The sequence below is a fragment of the Cellulomonas jepli genome (genome assembly GCF_047229345.1).
Lineage (GTDB): Bacteria > Actinomycetota > Actinomycetes > Actinomycetales > Cellulomonadaceae > Cellulomonas_A.
Window position 1 is genome coordinate 1 of record NZ_JBFTER010000002.1, and the last position, 26,134, is coordinate 26,134.

Consider the following 26,134-nt stretch of genomic DNA (forward strand, 5'->3'; position numbering starts at 1 on the left):
GCCGGCGGCACCAGCGACCGCGCCGGGGGGCGGCGCGTCCGGGAGCGGTGCGTCCGGCGGCGGTGCGTCGGGCGCCGGGTCGCCTGCCGCGGGCCAGGGGAACGGCCGCCCCTGACCCTCAGGGTCCGACGAGGACGACGCGCAGGTCGCGCGGACCGTGCACGCCCTCCACGCGCACGAGCTCGATGTCGCTCGTGGCGCTCGGCCCGCTGATCCACGTCAGCGGACGCTCGGGGTGCGCCTCGAGCAGGCGGACCGCCTCCGGGACCGACCCGACGACCTGGTCGGAGCGCACGACGCACACGTGCCGGTCCGGGACCAGCGTCAGCACCCGGCGGCCCTGCCCCGGGCCGGCGTCGAGCACGATCGTGCCGGTGTCGGCGACCGCGACCCGGCAGCTCGTGACGACCGCGTCGGTGCCGTCGAGCTCGGCGGCGGCGAGCGGGTGCTCGGGCACGTCGTGGCGGACCGTGACCCCGGTGGCGCGCAGCGCAGCCACCCACGCCTCCGGCAGCCCCTGCGGGACGGCCACGGACGCCGCGCCCGCGAGCTCGTGCGCGACGGTCGCCGCGACCTCGTCGGGCCGGCACCGGGTGACCCGCGCCCGGTAGTCGAGGAGCCGGTGCTCGAGCAGGTCGCACGCGGCGACGGACCCGGACGCGGTGCCCGTCTCGACCCGGTAGGCGCGCGGGACGGCGCCGGCGGGGGCGTCGCCCGTGGACCGGGTCTGCGCGTCCCGGCCGAGCGCTGCGCGCACCGCCGCCAGGACCTCGTCGCGCGCGCTCACGACCGTCCCCGCCCGTCGGCACCGTGCGACGGCCCGCCGGGCCGGGCGTCACCGGACGCGCCCGCGTCCGGGGCGGAGCCGGCGTGCGGGGCGGAGCCTGCGTCCCGGGTGGCACGCGCGTCCCGGGCGCTGCGCGCCGCCCAGGTGTCACGGAACGACCGCACGGGCAGCGCGGGCAGGTCACGGCTCGCGGTCCACAGCGAGCCCGGCCACGGGAGCCGGCGCACGCGGCGACCGCCGAGCAGCCGGCCCGCGATCTCGGCGCCGCGCAGCGCCCAGCGGAACCGTCGGCCCGAGGACAGGACCGCAGCAGCGGCTCCCATCGCGGCGCCCGCAGCGGTCGGGCGGCGCGGGCCGCCGTCGTGCAGCGCACGATCCCGCAGGTGCACGAGCGCCGTCGGGATGTCGATCTTGACGGGGCACGCGTCGTAGCACGCGCCGCACAGCGTGCTCGCGAACGGGAGCGACGCGGTCGCGGCGTCGCCGTGGTCGAGCCCGAGGAGCTGCGGGGTGAGGATCGCACCGATCGGCCCCGGGTAGACCGAGCCGTACGCGTGCCCGCCGGTGCGCTCGTACACCGGGCAGACGTTGAGGCACGCCGAGCAGCGGATGCAGTGCAGCGCCTGGCGGCCCACCTCGTCCGCGAGCGCGCGCGTCCGGCCGTTGTCGAGCAGCACGAGGTGGAAGTCCTGGGGTCCGTCGCCGGGTGTCACCCCCGTCCACGTCGTCGTGTACGGGTTCATGCGCTCGCCCGTGGACGAGCGCGGCAGGAGCTGGAGGAACACCTCGAGGTCCCGGAACGTCGGCAGCACCTTCTCGATGCCCATCACCGTGACGAGCGTGCGCGGCAGCGTCAGGCACATGCGGCCGTTGCCCTCGGACTCGACGACCGCGACGGTGCCGGTCTCGGCGATCGCGAGGTTCGCGCCGCTGATCGCGACGTCGGCGCGCAGGAACAGCGCGCGCAGGTGCTCCCGGGCGGCCGCCGCCAGCGCGGCGGGCTCGTTGGTGAGCCCACCCGGGGCGCCGGGCATGCGGCTCCGGAAGACGTCGCGGATCTCGTCGCGGTTGCGGTGGATCGCGGGCACGAGGATGTGCGAGGGCCTGTCTCCCGCGAGCTGGACGATGAGCTCGGCGAGGTCGGTCTCGTGCGCGGCGATCCCCTCGGCCTCGAGGTGCTCGTTGAGCCCGATCTCCTGGGTGGCCATCGACTTGACCTTGACGACCTCGCGGGCACCCGCGGCCCGCACCACGTCGGTGACGATCCGGTTGGCCTCCGCGGCGTCGCGCGCCCAGTGCACGGTGCCACCCCGCGCGGTGACGGCGGCCTCGAGCTGCTCGAGGAGCTCCGGGAGCCGGTCCATCGCGTCGGCCTTGATCGCGGCGCCCGCGTCGCGGAGGGCCTCCCAGTCGGGCAGCTCCGCGGTGACCGCGAGGCGCTTGTCGCGGATCGTGCGGGTCGCGCGGCGCAGGTTGGTGCGCAGCTGCGCGTCGTCGAGCGTGCCGCGGGCCGCCTCGGGGAACGTCGGCCCCCACCGCAGCGGGTCGAGCGGCTCGGCGGCGGGCTTGGGAGGGACGCCGGGCATGCCGAGGTAGGTGCTCACGAGGCGCTCCGTGCGGTCGCGCGCCGCGTGCCCGGCGGGCGCCAGGGTTCGTCGCGCGTCGCGGCCAGGATCTCGGCGAGGTGCACCGCGCGGGTCCCCGCGCCCCGCCGCGAGAGGGCGCCGTCGATGTTCATGAGGCACGACCAGTCCCCCGCGGTCACGACGTCGGCGCCCGAGGCGAGCACGGCGTCGGCCTTGTCCGCGACCATCGCGGCCGACGTGTCCGAGTTCTTGAGCGCGAACGTCCCGCCGAACCCGCAGCACTGGTCGGCGTCGGGCAGGTCGACGAGCCGGAGACCGTCGACCTGCCCGAGGAGCCGCGTGGGCCGGTCGCCGACCCGGAGCAGGCGCAGCGAGTGGCACGTCGGGTGGTAGGTCACGGTGTGCGGGAACCGCGCGCCGACGTCGGTCACGCCGAGCACGTCCACGAGCAGCTCGGACAGCTCGTAGGTGCGCGCGGCGACGCGCTCCGCCGCGACGGCGAGCCGCTCGTCGCCCGCCTGCCGTGCGACGCGGGCCTGCTGGTGCCGCGTCGACCCGACGCACGAGCCCGACGGTGCGACCACCGCGTCCCACTCCCCCTCGACGACCGGCCAGAACGCCCGCACGTGGTTGCGCACGACCGGCTCCGCCTGAGCGGGGTAGCCGGAGTTCACGTGCATCTGCCCGCAGCACGCCTGGCCGGGCGGGACGACGACCTCGTGGCCGAGGCGCTCGAGCAGGCGGACGGTCGCGGCGGCGGCGTGCGGGAACAGGCCGTCGACGAGGCAGGTCGTGAACAGGGCGATGCGCATGCGTCCCCTCCTGGGGGTCGGGCGGCGGTGGGCGTCGGGCTGCGCGCGCTACCTGACGTCCACCTTCATGATCCCCTCGGACCCGGGGACGAGGAACGGTCGCGGAGCGTCTCCTCGGCGCGCTCCCAGGCGGCCCGGTCGCCGGACGGGTCGTAGCGGCGCACCTGGGTCGAGGCACGCACCACGGCCCGCATCGCCGCGAGGTCATCGCCGACGTCACCGCCGGCCGCGGCCTGGACGAGCAGGTTGCCGGTCGCGGTCCCCTCCGCGGGCCCGGCCTCGACAGGCAGGCCGGTCGCGTCCGCGGTGAGCCGGCACAGCAGCGCGTTGCGCGAGCCGCCGCCCACGAGGTGCACGACGGCGACGTCGCGGCCGGCGAGCTCGGCGGCCTGCCGGACCGCGCGGGCGTGGGCCAGCGCGAGCGAGTCGAGGAGCACCCGCACGACCTCGGCGGGCTCGTGCGGCACGGGCTGCCCCGTGGACCGGGCGAGCTCGGCCACGCGCGCGGGCACGTCGCCGGGCGCGGCGAGGACCGGGTCGTCGACGTCGACGACGCAGCGCAGCCCGGGCACCGCCGCGGCCTGCCCGAGCAGCGGCTCGAGCTCCTGCGGGCGACCCTGCCCGGCCCACGTCGCGAGCGCCTGCTCCAGCAGCCAGAGCCCCGTGACGTTGCGCAGGAAGCGCACCGTCCCGTGCACGCCGAGCTCGTTGGTGAAGTTCGCGGCGCGGCTCGCCGCGGTCAGCACCGGGGTGTCGAGCTCGAGGCCGACGAGGGACCAGGTGCCCGACGAGATCCAGGCGGCGTCGCGGCCGCCGAGGGGCATCGCGACGACCGCCGACGCGGTGTCGTGCGAGCCGACCGCGACCACGGGGGCGCCGGTGACCCCGAGCGCCGCGCCCACCTCCGGCCGGACCGTGCCGACGACGGACCCCGGCGCCACGAGACGCGGGAGGAGCGCGCCGACGTCGACCCCCGTGACCGCCGAGGCCGCGCCCGCCACCTCCGCGCTCCACGCGCGGGTGGTGACGTCGAGCAGCCCGGTCGTCGAGGCGTTGGTCAGCTCCGCGACGTGCTCGCCCGTGAGCCAGCACGCGAGCAGGTCGGGGACGAGGAGCGCGCGCCGCGCCGCGCCGAGCTGCGCGGTGCCGGCCGCGGCGACGAGCTGGAACACGGTGTTGAACGGCTGGACCTGGACGCCGGTGAGCGCGTGGTGGCGCTCGGGGCTGATCTGCTCGAACAGCCGCGCCGGCGCGCCCACGGTCCGCGCGTCGCGGTAGTGCACCGGGTTGCCGAGCAGCGCTCCGTCGACGTCGAGCAGCCCGTGGTCGACCGCCCAGCCGTCGATCCCGACCGACGTCACCGGACCGAACCGCCGGGCCGCCGCCGCCAGGCCGTCCTGCACGCCCGCCCAGAGCCGCAGCACGTCCCAGTGCAGAGTCGACCGCCCGCCCGGCCCGGGCACGCTGACCGGCACGTTGGCGAACCGCGCGGTCTCCTCGGTGACGAGCCGTCCGCCCTCGACCCGGCCCGCGATCACCCGGCCGCTCGTGGCGCCGAGGTCGACGGCGACGTAGGTGCGCACGGGGTCAGCGCAGGAACGCGGCGGCGACGCCGGAGTCGACGGGCACGTGCAGCCCGGTCGTCTGCACGAGGTCCGGGCCGGTCAGCGCGAACACCGCCGCGGCGACGTGCTCGGGCAGCACCTCCTTCTTGAGGATCGTGCGCTGCGCGTAGTACTGGCCCAGCTCCTCCTCCGGCACCCCGTACGTCGCGGCCCGCTGCGCGCCCCAGCCGCCCGCGAAGATCCCCGACCCCCGCACGACGCCGTCCGGGTTCACGCCGTTGACCCGGATCCCGTGCGCGCCGAGCTCGGCGGCGAGCAGCCGCACCTGGTGCGCCTGGTCGGCCTTGGTCGCCGAGTACGCGATGTTGTTCGGACCGGCGAACAGCGAGTTCTTCGACGCGATGTAGACGACGTCGCCGCCCATCCCCTGGGCGACCATCGCCCGGGCGGCCTCGCGCGAGACGAGGAACGACCCCCGGGCCATGACGTCGTGCTGCAGGTCCCAGTCACGCGCCGTGGTCTCGAGCAGCGGCTTGGAGATCGACAGCCCGGCGTTGTTGACGACGAGGTCGACCCCGCCGAACGCGAGCGCCGCGGCGTCGACCATCGCGCGCACGTCGTCCTCGGACGTGACGTCGGCGCGGACGGCGACGGCGACGTCGGGGCCACCGAGCGACGCGGCGACCTCCTGCGCCCCGGCGAGGTCCAGGTCGGCGACGACGACGCAGGCGCCCTCGGCGGCGAGCCGCTCGGCGATCGCACGCCCGATGCCCGATCCGGCGCCGGTCACGAGCGCGACACGGGTGGCGAGCGGCCGCGGCCTCGGCATGCGCCGGAGCTTGGCCTCCTCGAGCGCCCAGTACTCGATCCGGAACTTCTCCGCCTCGTCGATCGGGGCGTACGTGCTGATCGCCTCGGCGCCGCGCATGACGTTGATCGCGTTGACGTAGAACTCCCCCGCGACGCGCGCGGTCTGCTTGTCCTTGCCGAACGAGAACATCCCGACGCCGGGCACGAGCACGATCGCGGGGTCCGCGCCGCGCATGGGCGGGCTGTCCGGCGTCGCGTGGCGCGCGTAGTACGCGGCGTAGTCGGCGCGGTAGGCCGCATGCAGCTCGCGGAGCCGGGCGACGACGTCCTCGAGGGGTGCGTCCGCGGGCAGGTCGACGACGAGCGGGGTGACCTTGGTCCGCAGGAAGTGGTCGGGGCAGGACGTGCCGAGCGCCGCGAGCGCCGCCAGCCTCTCGCGGGACAGGAAGTCGAGGACGACGTCCGTGTCGGTGAGATGACCGACCTGCGGGCGGTCGGTGCTCGCGAGGCCGCGGACCACCGGGGCCAGCGCCGCCGCGCGGGCGCGCCGCTCGGGCTCGGGGAGCGCGCCGCGACCCGCGACGACCGGGCCGAACGCGTGCCCGCCCTGCGCGGCCAGGTGGCGCTCGCGCTCCGCGATGAACCCCTCGGCCGCGGCGATGATCTCGAGCGAGCGCGCCTCCGCCTCGTCGGACGTGCTGCCCCATGCGGTGATGCCGTGGCCGCCGAGGACGCAGCCGATCGCCTCGGGGTTCGCCGCCGCGATCGCGGCGATGTCGAGCCCGAGCTGGAACCCGGGCCGGCGCCACGGCACCCACGCCACGCGGTCGCCGAAGAGCTCGCGGGTCAGCGCCTCGCCGTCCGCCGCCGTCGCGAGCGCGATCCCGGCGTCGGGGTGCAGGTGGTCGACGTGCGCGGCGTCGAGCAGCCCGTGCATCGCGGTGTCGATCGACGGCGCCGCACCGCCCTTGCCGTGCAGGCAGTAGTCGAACGCGGCGACCATCTCGTCCTCGCGCTCGACCCCCGGGTACACGTCCGCGAGCGCGCGCAGCCGGTCCAGGCGCAGCACGGCCAGGTTCTGCTCGGTGAGCGTCCCGAGGTCGCCGCCCGAGCCCTTGACCCAGAGCAGCTCGACGTCCTCCCCCGTGACGGGGTCGGTCGCGGTGCCCTTCGCGGAGGTGTTGCCGCCCGCGTAGTTGGTCGTGCGCGGGTCGGCGCCGAGGCGGTTCGACCGGGCGATCAGGTCGGCCGCAGTGGGGTGCGTCATCCGACGTGTCCTCTCGTCAGGGGTGCGGGCGTGGTCGCCCGGCGGTCCGGTGGCCGTGCGTGCGGTGCGTGCGGGGAGTACGGGGCTCGAGGGTGCGTGCTCGGGCGCTCAGGCACCCCAGCCGGCCTGCGTACCGCCGACGCGCTCGTCGGCGATCCGCGCGAGGTACCCGCTCGCGAGGAACGCCGCCATGGGGTCGGCGGGCAGCCCTCGCTCCTCGCGCCACGCGGCGAGCGCGGGACGGACGTCGGTGTAGAAGGCGTCCATGAACACCTGGTGGGCGCCCAGCACGTCGTTCGCCTGCTGCGCCGCTGCGAGCGCCTCGCGGTCGAGCAGCAGCGCCCGGGCGGTCATCTCCTGGACGTTGAGCACCGAGCGGATCTGGCCCGGGACCTTGTCCTCGACGTTGTGGCACTGGTCGAGCATGAGCGCGACGTCCGAGCCGGGGCCGAGCCCGCCGCCGCGGACGACCTCGACGAGGATGCGGAAGAGCTGGAACGGGTCGGCGGCGCCCACGATGAGGTCGTCGTCCGCGTAGAAGCGCGAGTTGAAGTCGAACGACCCGAGCCGCCCGAGCCGCAGGAGCTGCGCGACGATGAACTCGATGTTGGTGCCGGGCGCGTGGTGGCCCGTGTCCAGGCACACGACCGCGCGCTCGCCCAGCGCCGTGACCTGCGCGTACGCGGTGCCCCAGTCGGGAACGTCGGTGTGGTAGAACGCCGGCTCGAAGAACTTGTACTCGAGCACCAGCCGCTGGTCCTCGCCGACCTGCGCGTAGATCGCGGCCAGCGACTCCGCCAGGGCGTCCTGACGGGCGCGGATGTCGTCCTGACCGGGGTAGTTCGTGCCGTCCGCGAGCCAGATCTTGAGGTCCCGGGACCCCGTCTGCGCCATGACCTCGAGGCAGTCGAGGTGGTGCTCGACCGCCGCGCGGCGGACCGCCGGGTCCCGCGACGCGAGCGAGCCGAACTTGAACCGCTCGTCCTGGAACGTGTTCGAGTTGATCGTGCCGAGCCGCACCCCGAGGTCGTCGGCGTGCCGGCGCAGGGCCGCGTAGTCGTCGACGGCGTCCCACGGGATGTGCAGCGCGACGGCCGGGGCGAGCCCGGTGAACCGGTGGACCTGCGCGGCGTCGGCGAGCTTCTCCTGGACCGTGCGCGGGGTGCCCGGCGACGGCCAGACGCGGAAACGCGTGCCGGAGTTGCCGAACGCCCACGAGGGCAGCTCGATCGCGAGGTCGTCGAGCGCGGCAGGCAGCGCGAGCGGCGGCGTGCCGGGCAGCCTGCCCGAGGCGGTGCCGGGGCTGCGGTCGGGCGACGGAGCAGTGGTCACGGTGATCCTTCGGTTCGCCTTTGAATCGATTCATAGCCTATCCGCACGCTCTGCGCCGAGCAAGACCCGGGTCCCGTCAGCCCGCGTGCGTGCTCGAGTCGCGCACGACGAGCTCGGGCTGGAAGACGACGTCCTGCTCGGTGGCGTCGTCGCCCTCGAGCAGGATCGCCGCCGCGCGGTACCCCATCTCGAGCGCCGGCTGGCGCACCGACGTGAGCGGCGAGGCGAGCTCGCTCGAGATGTCGAGGTCGTCGTACCCGACGAGGGCCGTCGAGCGCAGCAGCGCCGTCCCGCCGAGCGCGCGCAGCGCCCGCTGCGCACCGATCGCCACGAGGTCGTTGACGCACAGCACCGCCTCGGGCGCCGCGCCGTCCCGCTCGGCGACCAGGCGGCGCATCGCCTCGTCGCCCCCGCGCGCGTCCATGCTGGAGACCGTGACCTCGCGGACCACCTCGTCCGGGTCGAGCCCCGCCCGCACGACCGCGTCGCGCACGCCGCGCTGCCGGTCGACGCACTGCCGGATCGAGTGCGGCCCGTTGAGGAGCACGAGCCGCTCGTGCCCGCGGCCGAGGAGGTGCCCGGCCGCGAGCGCGCCGCCCGCCCGGTCGTCGACCGCGACCGAGGGGATGCCGGGGACGGACGACGGGTGGTCGAGCAGCACCACGCGGGTCCCGCGCGCGTGCACCTCCTCCACGGCCCGCGTGCCGGCCGACCCCGGGACGACGAGCACCCCGAGCACGCCGTGCTCCTCGAACAGGCGCAGGTAGCGCCGCTCGCGCTCGGGGTCGTCGTCCGAGCTCGCGAGCATGAGCATGTGGTCGTCGAGGCCCAGCCGGTCCTCGATGCCGCGGGCGACGTCGGTGAAGTACGGGTTGCGGATGTCGAGCACCAGCGCACCCACGGTCGTCACGGTGCGTGAGCGGAGCTGGCGCGCGACGCCGTTCGGGACGAAGCTCAGCGCGGCGATGGCGTCCTCGACCCGCGTGCGGGTCTCCGGCTTGACGACGTCCGGGCGGTTCAGGACGTTCGAGACCGTGCCGACCGAGACGCCCGCCTCGCGCGCCACGTCCATCACGGACGCTCGCCGTCGTGACGTCGGGGCAGCCATGTCCGTCCTCTTCTCCGCGCGGGCGTCCGGCGCCCCGGCGCGCTGCGCGGCGAGGCGTGCGCCCAGCCTAGGTCCGCGGGCCGGGCAACCCGCGGACCCGCGCGTCCCACGACACGAGACGGTGCGGGACCGAGTGGGAGGGAGGCCGGCGTCGGCGCATGATGAGCCGTGCCCCGTCGGGCGCCCGACCGGCCCGGCGACCCTCGACCCGACCCGGAGGACCCCGTGCCCGTGCCCCCGCTGCCCGACGACGTCGCCGCGCTGCTCGCCCGCCCGAACCCGGCGGTCATGGCGACCGTCGCGTCCGACGGCCGACCCGTCACCGTCGCGACGTGGTACCTCGTCGAGCAGGACGGCACCGTGCTGCTCAACCTCGACGCGTCCCGGGCCCGGCTGAACCACCTGCGCACCGACCCGCGCGTCTCGCTGACCGCGCTCGCCGAGTCGAACTGGTACACCCACGTGAGCGTGCAGGGCACCGTCGTCTCGATCGAGGAGGACACCGACCTCGTCGACATCGACCGCCTGTCGACCCACTACACCGGCAACCCGTACCCGACGCGTGACCGTGCCCGCGTCAGCGTCCGGGTGCGGATCGACCGCTGGCACGGCTGGGGCGCCGCGAAGCAGGACTGAGCAGGACCCCCGGAGGCTCGTGCGGCCCGGCGCTGCGCGAGCCCTCCGGGTCCGCGACGGGTCAGAAGACGCGTGCGGCGACGTCGACCCGCTCGGCGCTCCGCAGCGCCTGGAGCACCTCGGCCGACGACCGGGGGCCGGCCGGGGCCTGCAGGAGCTGCTCGTCCGGAGTCGACGGGTCCGCCAGGTACAGGCGGGTGTAGGCGGCCGACTCGGGCTCGAAGCGCCAGCTGTCGGCCAGGGACCCGGCATCGACCGTGTCGAAGCCCAGCCGGTCGAGGAGCGCTGCAGCGGTGGCCTTGGCCGCGGCGTCGTCGCCCGCGAGCGGCAGGGCCGAACGGTCGGCCGCCCCGGTCGGACGCGCGAGCTGCGGGATGTGGTGGGCGAGGATGTTCGTGAACGCCTTGACCAGCGCGCTGTCCGCGAAGTGCCGCTGCACGAGCTCGCTCGTGGTCAGCTCACCGGCGTCCAGCGCGGCGATCCGCCCGTCGCGCGACGGGTAGTAGTTGGTGGTGTCCAGCACGACCTTGTCGGCCAGCAGGTCCGCCGGCACGTCCGGGTGCGCGCGCAACGGGATGGACAGCACCACGACCTCGCCGGCCTGCGCCGCCTCGTCGCTCGTCCCGGCCGTCGCCAGCGGTCCCAGCTCGGCCACGAGGGAATCGAGGCTCTGCGGACCCCGGGAGTTGGCGATCACGACGTCCATCCCGGCTGCGACGGCGAGCCGCGCGATCGCGGCGCCGATGTTCCCGCTCCCGATGATGCCCAGAGTGCGCATGGTCGTCTCCCCGCGTCGTCGAGCGGCGGCCGCCTGCCGCCGGAGCAAGGCGGAGAACGCCTCCGCTTGCCTGTCCCGACATTACGGAGAGGTTCTCCGCTTTGTCAACGTCGGCCGCAGCCGCGGCCCGCCGGCGGTCGCGCGACCCCGGCGCTCGACCGCGGCGTGGGACGGGTCAGCGCCGCGGCTCGAGGGCCGACGCCAGCCAGGCCTGGGCACGCGTGAGCAGGGACTGCGCCACCGGCGTGCGGTGGGCCCAGTTCTCGAAGCCGTGCGGGGCACCCGCGACGACGTCGGTCGTCACCGGGACCCCCGCAGCCTCCAGGGCGTCCGCGTACGCGCGATCCTCTGCCGCGAAGAGCTCGATGTCGCCGTAGGCCAGGTACGCCGACGGGAGGCCGCGGAGGTCGGTGCGCCGGGCCGGGACGGCGTACGGCGGCGGATCGGCGCGGCCGGGTTCCCCTCGCAGGTAACCGGACCACCCCTCGCGGTTGGACCGGTTGTCCCACACGAAGTGCTCGACCGCGTCGAGGTCCCGCCGAGCCGCGGTGCGGTCGTCGAGCATGGGCGCGAACAGCCACTGCGCGACCGGCTGCACACCGCCGCCGTCGTGCAGGCGCTGCACGAGCGCGGCCGCCAGCCCCGCGCCGGCGCTCTCTCCCCCGACCGCGATCCGCCCCAGGTCCACGCCCAGCCGCGCGGCCTGCTCGACGAACCAGTGCCACCCCGCACGCACGTCGTCGTGCGCCGCGGGGAACGGGTGCTCGGGCGCGAAGCGGTAGTTGACGGAGACGATGACGACACCGAGCCGCTCCGCGGTGGACAGGCACAGCGCCTCGTCCTGGCGGGCGTCGCCGAAGAGCAGTCCGCCACCGTGGATCCACAGCAGGCCTGCGCCGCTCCGGACGCCGACCGGGACGTAGGTGCGGAGCCGGACGGCACCGGCCTTCGCCGTGCGGACGCGCACGCGCTCCGACCGGGGGACGCGCATGACGCGGACCGCAGCGCGGACGAGCCAGCGGGGCGCCTTCACCTGCGCGCGCTGCATCGGCTCCCGCAGCTCCGGCAGGACGCGGTCGAGCTCCATCAGCCCTCCGCGCCGGGTCGGGCCGGAGCGCTCGACCACCCGGTCCGCAGCAGCGCGGACAGTGCCGCTCCCGACGCGTCGTCGGCCATCGCGGCCCCGCGGACCCAGCTGACCGCCAGCACCGCGAGGAACAGGTCGCGCCCACGCACCTCGGGGCGGGCGCCGCCCTCGCGCTGCGCTGCGCGGAGGAACTCGTCGGTGGTCGAGACGAAGCCCTCGCAGGTGAGGGCCAGGGGGGACGTGCCCTCGGCGAGCGCCTGGCGCAGCGGCTCGGGCAGACCGTCGAAGGCGCCGGCCCACTCGGCCAGGGCGTCGAGCCACTGGGCGAGCGCGTCAGCCGCGTCACCCGCGCCGGCCCGGAGGGACTCACGCCGCTGCTCCAGCCGCTCCCGCCGGGCCGACAGCAGCGCCGCGAGCAGCGCCTCGCGGTTGGGGAAGTGCCGGTACAGCGTCCCCGGCCCCACGCCGGCCTGCTTCGCGATCGCGTCCAACGACCCGGAGACCCCGTGCGCGGAGAAGTACTCCTCGGCCGTGTCGAGGATGTGGCTGCGGTTGCGCTGGGCGTCGGTCCGCGGCTTGCGCCCGGCGCCCGGAGTGGTCTGCGACACGTTCGGGGTCCTCTCGTTGACTTTCCGGAGACACTCTCCGTATCGTCACGGCTAACCGGAGACTATCTCCATCTACCCGTCCGCCGCCAGTGCCTCGAGGCGTCGGGCGCGGTGAAGCCACCCCGCAGAGACGGAGCACGAACCGACATGGTGACCTCGACGACGGCAGCAGCAGCTGCCCCGGTGGCCTCGTCCGCCGATCCCCGCACGCGGCTCGCGCCCGGCGACGCGCTGGTCATCGGCCTGCTCATGGGGTCCGCGTTCATCGTCCTGCTGAACGAGATGCTGCTCGGGGTGGCGCTGCCCAGCCTGATCGCGGACCTGCGGATCACTCCGACGACCGGGCAGTGGCTGACGACCGGCTACCTGCTGACGCTCGCCGTGCTCGTCCCGGCGACCGGCTTCGTCATGCGGCGCTTCCACCTGCGCACGATCTTCCTCGGTGCCATGTCGCTGTTCGTTCTGGGCACCGCGATCGCCGCCGCCGCACCGGGCTTCGGCGTGCTGCTGGCCGGCCGGCTCGTCCAGGCCGTCGGCACCGCGGTCTTCGTCCCGCTGCTGATGACGACCGCCATGCGCCTGGTCCCCGCGGCCCGGCGCGGCCGCACGATGGCCCTCGTCACCGCCGTCCCGGCCATCGCGCCCGCCGTCGGTCCGGCCGTCTCCGGGCTCGTGCTGTCCCAGCTGCCCTGGCGGTGGCTGTTCATCCTCGTCCTGCCGATCGCCTTGGTCGCTCTCGCGCTCGGGGCGGCCAGGCTCCGGAACATCACCACGCCGGAGCCGGTCACGCTCGACGTGCCGTCCCTGGTCCTGTCCGCCGTCGGGTTCGGTGCGCTCGTCTTCGGGCTCGCCTCGATCGGGGAGTCGGTCACCGGTCACGTCGCCCTCCCCCCGCTCGTCCCGATCACCGTGGGCCTCGCGGGGGTCGCGGCCTTCGTGCTGCGCCAGCTCGCGCTGCGACGGCGCACCGAGCCGTTCCTCGACCTGCGGATCTTCCGCACGAGGACCTTCACGCTGTCGCTCGTGGTGATGCTCGTCGTCGCGATGAACGGGTTCGGCACCGCACTGGTCCTGCCCCTGATCCTCAGCGGCGTGCTCGGGCTCGAGACCCTGGCGATCGGGCTCTTCCTCGTCCCGAGCGGGGCGGTCATCGCGCTGGTGTCCGCTCTCGGCGGCCGTGTCTACGACCGCGTCGGACCGCGCCCGCTGACGATCCCGGGTGCGCTGGTCTGGACCGCCTCGCTGTGGTTCCTCAGCACGCTGGACCAGGACACGGGCGTCGGCACGCTGCTGGTCGCGTACCTCGTGATGTCCGCCGCCCAGGCCCTGATGTGGGCACCCCTGACCACGACGGCCCTGTCGTCCCTGCGCGCCGACCTCTACCCGCACGGCACCGCGGCGTTCACGACCGCCCAGCAGCTCGCCGGAGCCGCCGGCGGGGCGGTGCTCGTCTCCGCCTACACGATCGCCTCCCGCGCCGCGGACGCCGGGGCGCTCACGGTCGGCGAAGCGGTGTCCGCGGGGCGGGGCGCCTTCACGGCCGCGGGGGTCATCGCCGTCGGGGCGGTCATCGGCACCTTGTTCATCGGCAGGCCGACCCCGGGGGCGGACACCCCCTGACCGATGAGTTCCGGCCGGGCGTCGCGTCTGCCCCACGACGACGACCCCGACCCGGGAGGCAGGACCATGGCGGTCGACGACGGTGCGGACGACGCGACGGTGGCGGACGAGGCGCGGCGCGTGGTCGCGGCGGCCACCTACCTGACGCTCGCCACCGCCGACGCCCGGGGACGGCCGTGGGCGACGCCCGTGTGGTTCGCCGAGCGGGACTGCGCCGACTTCGTCTGGGTGTCGCGCCCCGGCGCACGTCACTCCGTCAACGTCGCCGCGCAGCCCGCCGTGGCCGTCGTCGTCTTCGACTCGACCGCCGCGGTGGGCGGTGCCGCGGCGGTGTACGTCGAGGCGGAGGCTGCCGAGGTCGGCCCGGACGACCGGGCGGACGCGCTCGCCGTCTACAACCGGCGCACCGCCGAGCAGGGGCTGCGGACGTGGACGCGCAGGACGTCACCGGGGCGGCGCAGTTCCGGCTGTACCGGGCCCGGGCGTCGCACGTCTACGTCCTCGACGAGCACGACGGTCGGGTCGAGGTCCGCGTCTAGGCTGCTCGTCCGCGAGCGCGCGCCACGAGGCCGGTCACGACCGTCGGGAGCTCGACCGCGTCGATGGCCCGGTCGACCGCCGCGCACCCCGCCCGGCCCGCCCGGCCCCGCCCGCTCGGTTCAGCTCCGCCCGGCTCGGTCAGCTCCGCCGGAACGGCGCCCAGCCGTCGTCGCCCGCGAGGTAGGCCCGCGGGGTGAACGCTGCGGCCTCGGCACGCGTGAGCTGCGGCCGGTCGGGCGTCACGAGCGCACCGGGCCCGCGATTGTGGTGCTCGGCGAAGCGCGCGTCGCGCCAGGACCAACCACCCGAGAAGTCGCTCCACGGGGTGGCCCCGACGTGCGCACCGATCCACGAGTCCCGCACGAGCACCTGGCCGATCGCGTCGGGGTCGTTGCTCGGGTGCCAGGGCCGGCCGAGGAAGACGGTGCCCGCGGGCGCGTCGCTCGTGAAGCGGCAGCGCGTGAACAGGAAGCCGTACGGGTTCGCGATCATCGTGCTCGGGGCGGTGACGTACCCGTTGTTGGTCGTCGAGCCCCTCGTGAGCGAGCGGATCTCGCAGACCTCGAACACGGCGGTCCCGCGGCCGAAGACGAAGTCGACGTCGCCCTCGACGTAGCAGTCGCGGAAGTAGGCGCGCGCGACGACCGCCGCCGACGCGCTGTTGACGTACAGCGTGTCCTGGTTGCCGAGGAACCGGACGCCGTCGAAGACGAGCCGGTCCGCACGGGTCAGCACCGCGACGGCCTGGCGGTTGGTGATCTCGGGGTGCGCGGCCTCGTCGAACAGGTTGGCGAACGTGAGGTTGCGCGCGGTGAAGTCGGAGCCGTCCAGCGTCACGCTCGCGCTGCCGCTCGTGCCGTAGGTGCCGGTGCCGTCCGGCTTGGGGGTCCCGTTCGCGTTGTCGTAGGCGATGACGACGTCCTGCGCGCGGCGCCCGGTGCCGACGAGGGTGAGGAACGGCTTCGTCGCGGGGACCTTGACGAGCTCCCGGTACTCGCCCGGGCGGACCGCGATGACCCACGGCTCCGTGGCGCCCTCCGGGGCGGCGTCGATCGCGGCCTGGACGCTCGCGAAGTCGGCCCGGCCGTCGGCGGAGACGGTCGCGTCGGGCCGGCCCTGGTGGCCGTCGTGCCCCGCACCGCTCCCCCGCTCGGCGACGCGCGTGGCGTCCGGCGCGGCCTCGCCGGAGGGGTCCGGGACGGTCGCGGCAGCGGTCGGGGCGAGGGCTCCCACGACCAGGCCGAGCACAGCCACCGGGATCGCGAGCAGTCGGGTGCGTCGTCGTGCGTGCATCTCTACCTCACTGTAGAAAGCGCTTTCCGGACGCGCCGACGCTAGGGCACCCGCCGGGGACCGGTCAAGGTCCCTGCGCTCGGCGCCGGCGCGGCCCGGTCAGCCGCGGGCGTCCGGCCGGGCGCCGGACGGTTCCGGCGCCCCGCCCGCAGCGTCGGGCAGCCCCGGCACGCCGCCCCGCGCCTCGTCGCGCACCATCCGGATCCACAGCACGAGCGCGAACCCGCCGAAGATCCACCACTGCGCCGCGTAGGCGAGGTTCTGGACGTTGAGCCCCGAGCCGGAGCGAGTCGGCGGCGGGAGCTGCGCGAGCGCGTCGCCCTGGCCGGGATCGGACCGGGTCAGCACCACGTAGCCGCTCCAGATCGGGCCACCCCAGGCGTTGACCAGCGCCGCCGAGCTGATCGCGTCGGTGCGCCCGGGCGCCGAGCCGCCGTCGCCCGCACCCTCCGACGACTGCAGGTAGCCCGAGACCGTGACCTCGCCCGCCGGGACCGCGAGCGCGGCGGCGTCGTCGGGGTCCGCGACCCACCCGCGCACGACCGGGAGCACCGGGTCGCCCGAGCCGGGCTGCGCCCGACCGGCGTCCCCGGACCCCGACTCCCCTGCCGGGGTCGACGCCGAGCCGCCCGGGTCCGCGTCGTGCACGCGCAGCGGGGTGAGCACGAGGTAGCCGGTGCGCCCGTCGAGCGCGCGACCCTCGACGAGCAGCTGCCCCGCGGGCTCGTAGACGCCGCGCGCCGTGACGTGCTGCCCGACGAGCTCGCCGCGGAACGTCGTCTGCGGCTCGAGCACCGTCCCGATCCCGACGGGCTCGGCGGCGGCCTGCTCGGCGCGGCGCTCGGCCGCCTCGGAGGCGCCCCGGATCTCGGCGCGGTCGAGCTGCCAGACGCCCAGACGCGCGCAGACCGCGGCGGCCGCGAGCAGCACGAGGAGCAGGACGAGCATGCGCGGACGCACCGCCGCACGCAGGAACGTCGTCGGCGGGGCACCGGCGTCGCCCTCGCCCGCAGCGGGACCGGCGCGCCCCTCGTCGTCCCGCTCGGGAGCAGCCCCGGCCGTGGCCCCCGCGTCGACCTCCGCCACGGCACCGGGCGCCCCGGCGTGACCGACGTCACGCCCCGCGCGCGCAGCGTCGGGACGGTCCGGGCCGGCGGGTTCGAGCACGCCTGCACGGTACCTCGCGCAGCCGCCCGGGACCCCGCACGGCAGCCCGCACGGGCGGACGTGCGCGGCGCCCGGCGCTCACCCACGGCCCCGGTGACCAGCGCGGACACCTCCGAGCGGCCGCGTCGGGCCGGCTCGGCGCCGCGGCGCACGGTCGTGCGGCCCGGACCCCGATGGGGTTGTATGGGCGGGGACGGACGACGCGACGCGCGACCGCGCACCGCACCGTCGGAGGTCGTGCCTGGGTCGGACGTCCCGGCTCCACGTCCTGGTCCGCGCAAGGCTGGAACCGGCACCGCACGCCGCGCGCGCGTGGTGCGGGGGCACGCAGGAACGAACGACGAGCAAGCACCCAGCACCCACGGGGAGACGAGCAGATGAGCACGACGACCTCGCAGCACACCTCCTGGCGGACGGGCACCGGCGCCCCCGTCACCGACGAGACGCTCCGTCGCATCGACGCCTGGTGGCGCGCGGCGAACTACCTGTCGGTCGGGCAGATCTACCTGCTCGCCAACCCGCTCCTGCGCGAGCCGCTCACGCGCGACCACGTCAAGCCGCGCCTGCTGGGTCACTGGGGCACGACCCCGGGCCTCAACTTCCTGTACGCGCACCTCAACCGCGTCATCGCGGAGCGCGAGCAGTCGACGATCTACATCACGGGCCCCGGGCACGGCGGTCCCGGGCTGGTGGCGAACTCCTACCTCGAGGGCACGTACTCCGAGGTCTACTCCGACATCACGCAGGACGAGGAGGGCGTGCGCCGGCTGTTCCGGCAGTTCTCCTTCCCGGGCGGCATCCCGAGCCACGTCGCCCCCGAGACGCCGGGGTCGATCCACGAGGGCGGCGAGCTCGGCTACGCGCTCTCGCACGCGTACGGGGCGGCGTTCGACAACCCGGACCTGCTGGTCGCGACCGTCATCGGCGACGGCGAGGCCGAGACGGGCCCGCTCGCGACGAGCTGGCACTCGAACAAGTTCGTCGACCCGAGGACGGACGGCGTCGTGCTGCCCATCCTGCACCTCAACGGGTACAAGATCGCGAACCCGACGGTCCTCGCGCGCATCCCCGAGGAGGAGCTCCTCGACCTCATGCGCGGCTACGGCCACAAGCCGTACGTGTTCACGGGCGGGTTCGACCAGGAGGACCACGCTGCGGTGCACGCGCGCTTCGCCGCGCTGCTCGACGAGGTGCTCGACGAGATCGCCGCGATCAAGGCCCGCGCGCACGAGGGCGACGAGACGCGCCCGCAGTGGCCGATGATCGTCTTCCGCACCCCCAAGGGCTGGACGTGCCCGCCGGTCATCGACGGCAAGCAGGTCGAGGACTCGTGGCGCTCGCACCAGGTGCCGCTCGCGAGCGCGCGCGACACCGAGGAGCACCTCCAGGTGCTCGACGGCTGGCTGCGCTCGTACCGTGCCGAGGAGCTGTTCGACGAGGACGGCCGGCTGGTCGACGACGTCGCGGCCCTGTCCCCCGGCGGCACGCTGCGGATGAGCGACAACCCGCACACCAACGGCGGCCTGCTGCTCAAGGACCTGCGGCTGCCCGACTTCCGCGACTTCGCGGTCGACGTGCCCGTGCCGGGCGGCTCGATCAGCGAGGCGACGCGCGTGCTGGGCCAGTGGCTCACCGAGGTCATCCGCCTCAACCCCGACAACTTCCGGATCTTCGGGCCCGACGAGACCGCGTCGAACCGCCTGCAGGCCGTGTTCGACGTGACCGACAAGGTCTGGAACGCGGAGTACAAGAGCGACAAGGTCGACGACCACCTCGCCCGCGTGGGCCGCGTCGTCGAGATGCTCTCGGAGCACCAGTGCCAGGGCTGGCTCGAGGGGTACCTGCTGACCGGTCGCCACGGCCTGTTCAACTGCTACGAGGCGTTCATCCACATCATCGACTCGATGTTCAACCAGCACGCGAAGTGGCTGAAGGTCACCGACGACATCCCGTGGCGCCGGCCCATCGCGAGCCTGAACTACCTGCTCTCGAGCCACGTGTGGCGCCAGGACCACAACGGGTTCAGCCACCAGGACCCCGGCTTCATCGACCACGTGGTCAACAAGAAGTCCGACATCATCCGCGTGTACCTGCCGCCGGACGCGAACACGCTGCTCTCGACGTACGACCACTGCCTGCGCAGCCGGCAGTACGTCAACGTCGTGGTCTCGGGCAAGCAGCCCGCGCCGAACTTCCTGACGATGGACCAGGCCGTCGCGCACTGCACGCGGGGCCTCGGCATCTGGGACTGGGCCGGAACCGAGCGCCCGGGCGAGGACCCGGACGTCGTGCTCGGCTGCGCGGGCGACGTGCCGACGCTCGAGGTGCTCGCCGCGGCCGACATCCTCAAGCGCGAGCTGCCCGACCTCAAGGTGCGCGTGGTCAACGTCGTCGACCTCATGCGCCTGCAGGACGAGCGCGAGCACCCGCACGGGCTCTCGGACCGCGACTTCGACACGCTGTTCACGACCGACAAGCCGGTCGTGTTCGCCTACCACGGGTACCCGTGGCTCATCCACCGCCTGACGTACCGCCGCAAGGGCCACTCCAACATCCACGTGCGCGGGTACAAGGAGGAGGGCACGACCACGACGCCGTTCGACATGGTCATGCTCAACGACCTCGACCGGTTCCACCTGGTCATGGACGTCATCGACCACACCCCGGGCCTGCGCTCGAAGGCGGCCAGCCTGCGCCAGCGCATGGACGACCGGCGGATCGAGGCCCGGGAGTACACGCGCCGCCACGGGGAGGACATCCCCGAGGTGCGCGACTGGGTCTGGCCCGACGCGGGCGAGACCGGCCGGGACGCGAGCGGCACGGAGTACGACGGCCAGCGGCAGACCTTCGCCGGCCACAACGCCACCGCCGCGACCGGCGGCGACAACGAGTGACGCACCGGGGCGTCGGGACCACCGTCCCGGCGCCCCGTCCGCGTCCGCCCTCCCCGGCACCCCGGGGACCAGCACAGAGAGAAGCAGTCCCGTGGCCCGCATCTACCTGACGTCCTCCGAGGGCGAGACCGGCAAGTCGACCGTCGCGCTCGGGCTCGTCGACCTCCTCACCCGCACCGTGCAGCGGGTCGGGGTCTTCCGCCCCGTCGCGCGCTCGACGGACACGCGCGACTACGTCCTCGAGCTCCTGCTCGCGCACGACGGCGTCGACCTCGCGTACGACGACTGCGTCGGCGTGACGTACGAGCAGGTGCACGCGGACCCCGAGGCGGCGCTCGCCGAGATCGTCCAGCGCTACCACGCGGTCGAGCGGCAGTGCGACGCGGTCGTCATCGTGGGCACCGACTACACCGACGTCGCGGGCCCGACCGAGCTCGCGTACAACGCGCGCATCGCCGCGAACCTCGGCGCCCCGGTCCTGCTCGTCGTGAGCGGCTACGGCCGCACGCCCGAGGCGGTCCGGCAGGCCGCCGAGGTCTCGCTGTCCGAGCTCGAGGCGAACCACGCGCACGCCATCGCGGTCGTCGCGAACCGCTGCGACCCGGGCGCGCTCGACGCCGTCCGCGTCGCCCTCGGCTCCGAGGTGCCCGCGTGGGCGCTGCCCGAGGAGCCCTTCCTGTCGGCGCCGACGGTCCGCCAGCTCATGGAGGCCGTGGGCGGGCACCTCACGGTCGGCGACGAGGAGCTGCTCTCGCGCGAGGTCGTGGACGTGCTGGTCGGCGCGATGTCGATCGAGCACCTGCTCGACCGGCTGCACGACGGCGTCGTCGTCATCACCCCGGGCGACCGCTCCGACATCCTGCTCGGCCTGCTCACCGCGCACGCGGCCGAGGGCTTCCCGTCGCTGTCCGGGATCATCCTCAACGGCGGCTTCTACCCGCCGCCGACCGTCGCGCGCCTCGTCGAGGGGCTCGGCGCGCGCCTGCCGATCATCCGCACCGACCTCGGGACGTTCCGCAGCGCGAGCGCCGCCGCGCGCACCCGCGGCCGGCTGAGCAGCGACTCGCAGCGCAAGGTCGACCTGGCGCTCGCGCTGTTCGAGAAGCACGTCGACGGCACCGCGCTCCTCGCGGCGCTCGAGGTCCCGCGCATCGAGGTCGTCACGCCGCTCATGTTCGAGTACGAGCTGCTCGACCGGGCCCGCTCCTCGCGCCAGAAGATCGTGCTCCCCGAGGGCAACGACGACCGCATCCTGCGCGCCGCGTCGACCCTGCTCCAGCGCGGCGTCGCGGACATCACGCTGCTGGGCGACGAGACGGCGATCCGGGCCCGCGGCGTCGAGCTCGGGCTGCGGCTCGACGACGCGCACGTCGTGGACCCCGCGTCGGGCGAGCTCTTCGAGCGCTTCGCCGAGGAGTACACCGAGCTGCGCCGGCACAAGGGCATGACGCTCGACCGGGCCCGCGAGATCGTCGCGGACGTGTCGTACTTCGGCACGATGATGGTCCAGCTCGGGCTCGCGGACGGCATGGTCTCGGGCGCGCTGCACACCACGGCGCACACGATCAAGCCGTCGTTCGAGATCATCAAGACGGTCCCGGGCGTCTCGATCGTCTCGTCGGTGTTCCTCATGTGCCTCGAGGACCGGGTGCTCGTGTACGGGGACTGCGCGGTCAACCCGGACCCGACCGCCGAGCAGCTCGCGGACATCGCGATCTCCTCCGCGGCCACCGCGAGCCAGTTCGGCATCGAGCCGCGCGTCGCGATGCTGTCGTACTCGACGGGCGCGTCGGGCTCGGGCGCGGACGTCGACAAGGTCCGCCGCGCGACCGAGCTCGTGCGCGAGCGCCGCCCCGACCTGAGCGTCGAGGGCCCCATCCAGTACGACGCGGCCGTCGACGCCTCGGTCGCGCAGACCAAGATGCCCGACTCCGCGGTGGCGGGCCGGGCCACGGTGTTCGTCTTCCCCGACCTCAACACCGGCAACAACACCTACAAGGCGGTCCAGCGCTCCGCGGGAGCCGTGGCCGTCGGCCCCGTGCTGCAGGGGCTGCGCAAGCCCGTCAACGACCTCTCGCGAGGCGCGCTCGTCCAGGACATCGTCAACACCGTCGCGATCACCGCGATCCAGGCGCAGGCGCTCGACGCGCTCGGCGCGTCCGACCCGGAAGGCCTCCAGTGAGCACTCGCGTCCTCGTCATCAACTCCGGCTCGTCCTCGATCAAGTACCAGCTGATCGACGTCGAGACGCACGAGGCCCTCGCCACGGGGCTCGTCGAGCGGATCGGCCAGCCGACCGGCCGGCTCAAGCACACCGGGCCCGCGGGCACGACGACGCTCGAGCAGCCCGTCCCCGACCACGAGGCCGGCATGGCGCTGGTCCTGCAGCTGTTCGAGGAGCACGGCCCGCACCTCGTCGAGTCGGAGCTCGCGGCCGTCGGGCACCGCATCGTGCAGGGTGGCAGCGTCTTCGCCGGTCCCGCGGTGATCGACGACGCGGTCCTCCAGCAGATCGACGACCTCTCCTCGCTCGCACCGCTGCACAACCCCGCGAACGTCTCGGGCGTGAAGGCTGCGCGGCACGCGTTCCCGTCGACCCCGCACGTCGCGGTCTTCGACACCGCGTTCCACAGCACGCTCGAGCCCGCCGCGTACGAGTACGCGATCGACCGTGAGGTCGCCCGCCGGTACGCGATCCGCCGCTACGGCGCGCACGGCACCTCGCACCTGTACGTGTCCCGGCAGACGGCCGCGTTCCTCGGCAAGGACCCCGCCGACCTCAACGTCATCGTGCTGCACCTCGGTAACGGCGCCTCCGCGACCGCGGTCCGCGGCGGGCGGTCGGTCGAGACGTCGATGGGCCTGACCCCGCTCGAGGGCCTCGTCATGGGCACGCGCTCGGGCGACATCGACCCCGCGGTGCTGCTCCACCTCGCGCGCGTCGCCGGGATGTCGATCGACGAGCTCGACGACCTGCTCAACCGCCGGTCGGGGATGCTCGGGCTCGCCGGGCACACGGACATGCGCGACGTGCACGCCGCCGTCGACGCGGGCGACGAGAACGCCCGCACGGCGCTCGACGTGTACTACCACCGCCTCAAGGGCTACGTCGGCAGCTACTACGCGCACCTCGGCCGGGTCGACGCGATCGTGTTCACCGCGGGCATCGGCGAGAACGACCACCTGGTCCGGGCCGGCGCCCTCGCGGGCCTCGAGCGCCTGGGCATCGAGGTGGACCCGGAGCGCAACACCGGCCGGGTCACCGAGGACACGGTCATCTCGCCCGAGGGCGCCGAGGTCGCGGTCCTCGTCATCCCCACGAACGAGGAGCTCGAGATCGCCCGCCAGGCGGTCGAGACCATCGCGGCGGGCTGACGTCCGCACACCGGCCCGCACGGGCTGGGCGCGCGAGCCGACGGCCGCGTCCGGACCACGTCCGGTCGCGGCCGTCCGCGTCTGCGCGTCCGCCTGCGCCGGGCCCGGAACCGGGACCCGGGTCGCCGCGTCAGTCCTCGTCGCCCGCCGCCTGCTCGAACGCCGGCACGTGCCGCGGGGTCCGCGCGGCCACCTCGGGGCGGAGCCGGTCGGCGAGGAACGCCACGACGCGCTCCAGGACCGGGACGGGGTCGACCCCGACCAGGCAGTGGTCGGCGCCCGGGACGACGTCGAGCGTCACGTCGGGCGCTCCCGCGGCGACGAGGTCGTCGTGCAGCCGGCGGCTCAGTGCGGGCGGGACCGTCCGGTCGGAGTCGCCGGTCACGAGGAGGACGGGCGGGTGCGGCGCCCCCGGCTCGGCGAGCTCGGTGAACGTCTCGACCGCCCGGTGCAGCGACGCCCGCAGGCTCGTGTCGTCGTCGACGAGGTCGGCGGGCCGGCCCCCGAGCAGCCGTGCCTCCGGGGTGTCGGCCTCCTGCTCGGGCGTGAGCCCCTTGCTCGCGACCTGGGCGACGAGGTCGGTCGGCGTGTAGAGCAGGACGAGCGCCTGGACCCGGCCCCCGATGCTCCCGTAGCCCGCGAGCGCCGCGGCCCCGGCGAGGTGGCCGCCCGCGCTCTCGCCCGCGAGCGCGAACCGGTCCTGGTCGAGGCCGAGGTCCCGGCCGTGCACCCGGAGGTGGCGGACCGCGTTCGACACGTCGTCGCGCGGTCCCGGGAACCGCGCCTCGCCCGAGAGGCGGTAGTCGACCGTCGCGACCGCGAGCCCCGCGCGCACGAGCGCCGTGAACAGCCACCCTCGGGCCACCCGTCGGGCGTCGAGCGCCGGTGCCCCTCCTGCCACCCGCCGCCGTGCACCCACACCACGCACGGCCACCCGGTCGCGGGCGCCGGCCCGGCGGGCACGTGCAGGTCGAGCAGCAGCGGGCGCACGCCGCGCCAAACCGAGTACGCGACGTCGAGCCGGCTCCGGGCACCGGGCACGACCCCCTCGACGTGCGGCGGCAGCAGGTTCCGCCCGAACGTCGGCACGGCGTACGCGGAGAGGTCGACCGGGCCGCGCGCGTCCGCTGCAGCGGTCGCATCCCATCCCGCTCGCACGCTGCCCGCCGGAGCCGGTCCGCCGTCCGCCGCGCCCCCGGTCACGGCCGGCGCAGCGCCTTCATGACCCGCAGCGCGCCGGTCATCATCGAGGTCCACTGCTCGGCGTCGAGCTCGTAGACCCGCCGCAGGCCCACCCCGGGCAGCCCGGCGAACCCGTGCACGCCGCGCTGCACCGCGACGGTCTGGGTCGCGGTCGTCGCCCACAGGCCCTCCGGACCGTGCCGGTGACCCGTGCCGGACTGGCCGCGGCCGCCCTGCGGCGCACCGAGCGAGGACCACGCGGCGGCGTACCCCTCGTTGACGTTGACCGTGCCCGCGCGCACCCGGGCGGCGAGCGCGGCCCCGCGCCGGGCGCTGCGGGTCCACACGCTCGCGTTGAGGCCGAGGTCGCTGTCGTTCATCGCGGCGACGGCCTCGTCGTCGGACGCGACCCGGTACACCGACACGACCGGCCCGAACGTCTCCTCGCGGTGCACCCGGGCGTCCTCCGTGACGCCGTCGAGGATGGTCGGCTCGTAGAAGAACGGCCCGAGGTCGGTGCGGTGCACGCCACCCGCGAGCACGCGCGCGCCGTGGGTCAGCGCGTCCTCGACGTGCTCGACGACCGTCGCGAGCTGTGCGGCCGACGTGAGGGAGCCGACGTCGGCCAGGTAGTCGAGCCCGGCACCGAGCGACAGCGCGCGGGTGCGCCGGACGAACGCCGCGAGGAACTCGTCGGCGACCGCCTCGTGCACGTAGAGCCGCTCGATCGACACGCACAGCTGGCCCGTGCTCGCGAAGCACGCCCGCACGGCCCCCTCGGCGGCCGTCTCGACGTCGACGTCGTCCGCGACGTACATCGGGTTCTTGCCCCCGAGCTCGAGCGTCGCGGGGATCAGCCGCTCGGCGGCCCGCCGGGCGACGACCCGGCCGGTCGCGGTCGACCCCGTGAAGCTCACCTGGTCGACGTGCTCGACGACCGCCGCCCCGACCGTCGGCCCGTCGCCGACCACGACCTGCAGCACCCCGGGCGGCAGGCCCGCGACCTCGAGCTGCTCGGCGGCCCACAGCGCGGTGAGCGCCGTCTGCGGGTCCGGGCGCAGCACCACGGCGTTGCCCGCGACGAGCGCCGGGAGGACGTCGCTGAGCGCGAGGGTCAGCGGGAAGTTCCACGGTGCGACGACGCCCACGACGCCGAGCGGGTGGCGCAGCACGCGCGTGCCCGTGAGGCCGGGCAGGATCCCGCCGCTGCGCCGGGGCGCGAGGTACGCGCGGGCCTTGACGGCGTAGTGCCGCGCGACGAGCGCGACGTCGACGACCTCCTCGTACGCGCTCGCCCGGGACTTGCCGTTCTCGAGCTGGACCAGGTCGAGGACGTCGCTCTGGTGCGCGAGGACGAGGTCGTGCAGCCGCAGCAGCACCTCGGCGCGGCGGCGCAGCGGGAGCGCGGCCCAGGTGTGCTGCGCGCGGCGCGCGGACCGCACGGCGCGCGCGACGTCGTCCGGCGTCGAGAGCGGGACGGCGGCGATCGGGCCCCCCGTGAACGGTGCGTACGTCGTGCGGGTCTCGTGGCCCGGCGACGTCACGACGCGCGCAAGGAGCGTGCGGACGTCGTCGGGCTCGAGCACGTACGTCGCGAGCGGGTCGGTCTCGGGGTCGATCAGCTGGACGTGCTCGTCGTCGTGCGCCATCCGGCCAGGGTAACCGGGCATCCCGGGCACCGGCAGGG

Annotated in this window: 19 protein-coding genes and 1 pseudogene; 6 read left to right on the forward strand and 14 right to left on the reverse strand. The window is 74.9% G+C overall.

Features of this window, described 5'->3' with window-relative positions; translation table 11 throughout:
- Window positions 1-118 precede the first annotated feature (118 nt).
- From AB6N24_RS00610 to AB6N24_RS00640, 7 genes are all read right to left on the reverse strand, one after another.
- Window positions 119-787, reverse strand: coding sequence for a LutC/YkgG family protein (locus AB6N24_RS00610; protein WP_412867531.1), 669 nt, complete (start codon window positions 785-787; stop codon window positions 119-121).
- Entirely contained in the window at window positions 784-2,373 is a 1,590-nt protein-coding gene (locus tag AB6N24_RS00615) for a lactate utilization protein B (RefSeq protein ID WP_412867603.1), read from the reverse strand. The genes AB6N24_RS00610 and AB6N24_RS00615 overlap by 4 nt, the downstream gene beginning before the upstream one ends.
- A gap of 14 nt (window positions 2,374-2,387) precedes the next feature.
- The gene (locus AB6N24_RS00620; RefSeq protein ID WP_412867532.1) at window positions 2,388-3,185 is read right to left on the reverse strand and encodes a (Fe-S)-binding protein; all 798 of its coding nucleotides are present in this window, start codon (window positions 3,183-3,185) and stop codon (window positions 2,388-2,390) included.
- 65 nt (window positions 3,186-3,250) lie between these two features.
- On the reverse strand, window positions 3,251-4,768 hold the full coding sequence (locus AB6N24_RS00625; RefSeq protein WP_412867533.1) for a rhamnulokinase: 1,518 nt from the start codon (window positions 4,766-4,768) through the stop codon (window positions 3,251-3,253).
- A 4-nt stretch (window positions 4,769-4,772) separates the two neighbouring features.
- Complete coding sequence (locus AB6N24_RS00630; protein ID WP_412867534.1) at window positions 4,773-6,827, reverse strand: bifunctional aldolase/short-chain dehydrogenase; 2,055 nt, start codon at window positions 6,825-6,827, stop codon at window positions 4,773-4,775.
- A 108-nt stretch (window positions 6,828-6,935) separates the two neighbouring features.
- A complete protein-coding gene (gene rhaI, locus AB6N24_RS00635) occupies window positions 6,936-8,084 on the reverse strand; it encodes an L-rhamnose isomerase (RefSeq protein WP_412867604.1) in 1,149 nt (382 codons plus the stop codon).
- 151 nt (window positions 8,085-8,235) lie between these two features.
- On the reverse strand, window positions 8,236-9,267 hold the full coding sequence (locus AB6N24_RS00640) for a LacI family DNA-binding transcriptional regulator (RefSeq protein ID WP_412867535.1): 1,032 nt from the start codon (window positions 9,265-9,267) through the stop codon (window positions 8,236-8,238).
- Window positions 9,268-9,492: 225 nt separating this feature from the next.
- Between AB6N24_RS00640 and AB6N24_RS00645 the strand changes: the two genes are divergently transcribed.
- Window positions 9,493-9,903, forward strand: coding sequence for a TIGR03618 family F420-dependent PPOX class oxidoreductase (locus AB6N24_RS00645; protein WP_412867536.1), 411 nt, complete (start codon window positions 9,493-9,495; stop codon window positions 9,901-9,903).
- 61 nt (window positions 9,904-9,964) lie between these two features.
- On the opposite strand, the gene AB6N24_RS00650 is transcribed toward AB6N24_RS00645, so the two are convergent.
- The 3 genes from AB6N24_RS00650 to AB6N24_RS00660 form a co-directional block, all read right to left on the reverse strand.
- Window positions 9,965-10,729 carry an NADPH-dependent F420 reductase gene (locus AB6N24_RS00650; protein WP_412867537.1) on the reverse strand — a complete coding sequence of 255 codons (765 nt, stop codon included), beginning with the start codon at window positions 10,727-10,729 and terminating at the stop codon, window positions 9,965-9,967.
- Between the two features lie 127 nt (window positions 10,730-10,856).
- Window positions 10,857-11,768, reverse strand: a complete 912-nt coding sequence (locus tag AB6N24_RS00655; protein WP_412867538.1) for an alpha/beta hydrolase — start codon at window positions 11,766-11,768, stop codon at window positions 10,857-10,859.
- Window positions 11,768-12,376 carry a TetR family transcriptional regulator gene (locus tag AB6N24_RS00660; RefSeq protein ID WP_412867539.1) on the reverse strand — a complete coding sequence of 203 codons (609 nt, stop codon included), beginning with the start codon at window positions 12,374-12,376 and terminating at the stop codon, window positions 11,768-11,770. Before AB6N24_RS00660 ends, AB6N24_RS00655 begins: the two co-directional genes overlap by 1 nt.
- A 147-nt stretch (window positions 12,377-12,523) precedes the next feature.
- On the opposite strand from AB6N24_RS00660, the gene AB6N24_RS00665 reads away from it, so the two are divergent.
- Both AB6N24_RS00665 and AB6N24_RS00670 read left to right on the forward strand, forming a co-directional pair.
- Window positions 12,524-13,996 (forward strand): DHA2 family efflux MFS transporter permease subunit, encoded by a 1,473-nt coding sequence (locus tag AB6N24_RS00665; RefSeq protein WP_412867540.1) that lies wholly within the window; start codon window positions 12,524-12,526, stop codon window positions 13,994-13,996.
- Window positions 13,997-14,062: 66 nt separating this feature from the next.
- Window positions 14,063-14,344, forward strand: a pseudogene (locus AB6N24_RS00670) (pyridoxamine 5'-phosphate oxidase family protein); the annotation flags it as partial.
- A gap of 330 nt (window positions 14,345-14,674) precedes the next feature.
- On the opposite strand, the gene AB6N24_RS00675 reads toward AB6N24_RS00670, so the two are convergent.
- Together AB6N24_RS00675 and AB6N24_RS00680 are read right to left on the reverse strand one after the other, a co-directional pair.
- Window positions 14,675-15,829, reverse strand: coding sequence for a pectinesterase family protein (locus AB6N24_RS00675; protein ID WP_412867541.1), 1,155 nt, complete (start codon window positions 15,827-15,829; stop codon window positions 14,675-14,677).
- A 99-nt stretch (window positions 15,830-15,928) separates the two neighbouring features.
- Window positions 15,929-16,996: an SURF1 family protein gene (locus AB6N24_RS00680; RefSeq protein ID WP_412867542.1), complete on the reverse strand. Its 1,068-nt coding sequence runs from the start codon at window positions 16,994-16,996 to the stop codon at window positions 15,929-15,931.
- 377 nt (window positions 16,997-17,373) lie between these two features.
- Here AB6N24_RS00680 and AB6N24_RS00685 point away from each other — a divergent pair, with 377 nt between their 5' ends.
- The 3 genes from AB6N24_RS00685 (at window position 17,374) to AB6N24_RS00695 (ending at window position 23,265) form a co-directional block, all read left to right on the forward strand.
- Window positions 17,374-19,890, forward strand: coding sequence for a phosphoketolase family protein (locus AB6N24_RS00685; protein ID WP_412867543.1), 2,517 nt, complete (start codon window positions 17,374-17,376; stop codon window positions 19,888-19,890).
- A gap of 91 nt (window positions 19,891-19,981) precedes the next feature.
- Window positions 19,982-22,072, forward strand: a complete 2,091-nt coding sequence (pta, locus tag AB6N24_RS00690) for a phosphate acetyltransferase (protein WP_412867544.1) — start codon at window positions 19,982-19,984, stop codon at window positions 22,070-22,072.
- On the forward strand, window positions 22,069-23,265 hold the full coding sequence (locus AB6N24_RS00695) for an acetate/propionate family kinase (protein ID WP_412867545.1): 1,197 nt from the start codon (window positions 22,069-22,071) through the stop codon (window positions 23,263-23,265). Before pta ends, AB6N24_RS00695 begins: the two co-directional genes overlap by 4 nt.
- A 130-nt stretch (window positions 23,266-23,395) precedes the next feature.
- Here AB6N24_RS00695 and AB6N24_RS00700 read toward each other — a convergent pair whose 3' ends face one another.
- Both AB6N24_RS00700 and AB6N24_RS00705 read right to left on the reverse strand, forming a co-directional pair.
- Window positions 23,396-24,130: an alpha/beta fold hydrolase gene (locus AB6N24_RS00700; protein ID WP_412867546.1), complete on the reverse strand. Its 735-nt coding sequence runs from the start codon at window positions 24,128-24,130 to the stop codon at window positions 23,396-23,398.
- A gap of 334 nt (window positions 24,131-24,464) precedes the next feature.
- A complete protein-coding gene (locus AB6N24_RS00705; RefSeq protein ID WP_412867547.1) occupies window positions 24,465-26,096 on the reverse strand; it encodes a succinic semialdehyde dehydrogenase in 1,632 nt (543 codons plus the stop codon).
- Window positions 26,097-26,134: the final 38 nt, after the last annotated feature.

What these genes read in the sequence shown, in the direction of transcription:
- AB6N24_RS00705 (WP_412867547.1), bottom strand. Translation starts at nt 26,096, where the DNA reads ATGGCGCACGACGACGAGCACGTCCAGCTGATCGACCCCGAGACCGAC.
- AB6N24_RS00685 (WP_412867543.1), top strand. Translation starts at nt 17,374, where the DNA reads ATGAGCACGACGACCTCGCAGCACACCTCCTGGCGGACGGGCACCGGC.
- AB6N24_RS00665 (WP_412867540.1), top strand. Translation starts at nt 12,524, where the DNA reads ATGGTGACCTCGACGACGGCAGCAGCAGCTGCCCCGGTGGCCTCGTCC.
- AB6N24_RS00655 (WP_412867538.1), bottom strand. Translation starts at nt 11,768, where the DNA reads ATGGAGCTCGACCGCGTCCTGCCGGAGCTGCGGGAGCCGATGCAGCGC.
- AB6N24_RS00675 (WP_412867541.1), bottom strand. Translation starts at nt 15,829, where the DNA reads ATGCACGCACGACGACGCACCCGACTGCTCGCGATCCCGGTGGCTGTG.
- AB6N24_RS00615 (WP_412867603.1), bottom strand. Translation starts at nt 2,373, where the DNA reads ATGCCCGGCGTCCCTCCCAAGCCCGCCGCCGAGCCGCTCGACCCGCTG.
- AB6N24_RS00620 (WP_412867532.1), bottom strand. Translation starts at nt 3,185, where the DNA reads ATGCGCATCGCCCTGTTCACGACCTGCCTCGTCGACGGCCTGTTCCCG.
- AB6N24_RS00640 (WP_412867535.1), bottom strand. Translation starts at nt 9,267, where the DNA reads ATGGCTGCCCCGACGTCACGACGGCGAGCGTCCGTGATGGACGTGGCG.
- AB6N24_RS00630 (WP_412867534.1), bottom strand. Translation starts at nt 6,827, where the DNA reads ATGACGCACCCCACTGCGGCCGACCTGATCGCCCGGTCGAACCGCCTC.